This window comes from Kitasatospora sp. MY 5-36 (assembly GCF_001182915.1).
Lineage (GTDB): Bacteria > Actinomycetota > Actinomycetes > Streptomycetales > Streptomycetaceae > Kitasatospora.
This window is the reverse complement of record NZ_LFVW01001367.1, coordinates 1-746: the sequence shown is the minus strand read 5'-3', so window position 1 is coordinate 746 and position 746 is coordinate 1. Positions and strand designations below refer to the sequence as shown.

1 protein-coding gene is annotated in these 746 nt (G+C 79.2%); it reads left to right on the top strand.

Annotated elements, in window-relative coordinates; all coding sequences use genetic code 11:
- Nucleotides 1–746, top strand: a 746-nt coding sequence (locus AE652_RS42470; RefSeq protein WP_159028757.1) for an ATP-binding protein, incomplete at both ends; no start/stop codon positions are given.

The window sequence follows — 746 nt, the reverse complement described above, 5'->3', positions numbered from 1 at the left end:
GGCTGGTGCGCTGCCTGGAGCAGGACGGGCGGAGCGCCGAGGCGCGGGAGCGCTACGAGCGCGCGGTGGCCCGGCTCTCCCGGCCACCCGGCCCGGAGCTGCGCCTGGCCGGCGAGCAGTCCGGTGCCCGGCCCGCCGCCGACCGCCGGTTCGTCGGCCGGACGGACGAACTCGCCCGGCTGGACCAGGTGGTGCCCGCAGCCCGGGACGGCCGCCCGATCCTGGTCACCGGCCCCGCCGGGGTCGGCAAGACCAGCCTGGTCCGGCAGTGGACGGCCCGGCGCGGCGACGCCTACTTCCCGGACGGCGTCCTCCACGCCGAGCTGCGCGGCTTCGACCCGGACGGGCCGCGCGAACCCGCCGAGGTGCTCGGCGAGTTCCTCACCGCGCTCGGTACGGCCCCGGACGCCCTGCCGCGCGACCCCGAGGACCGCGCCCGCCGCTACCGCGAACTGGTCGGCGGCCGGCGGATGCTGGTCGTGCTGGACGACGCCGCCTCCTATGAGCAGCTCGCCCCGCTGCTGCCCGACCCGCCGGCCACCGACAGCGAGCCCGCCCCGGTCGCGATCGTCACCAGCCGCAGCCGGCTGCGCCACCTGGTGGTCCGCACCGGCGGCATCCCGCTGCCGCTGGGGGTGCTCGGCCCCGAGGAGGCCGCCGCCCTGCTCGCCCGCGTCCTCGGCGAGGACCGCACGGCCGGTGAGCCGGAGGCGGTCGCGGAAGTCGCCGAGCGCTGCGACCGCCTG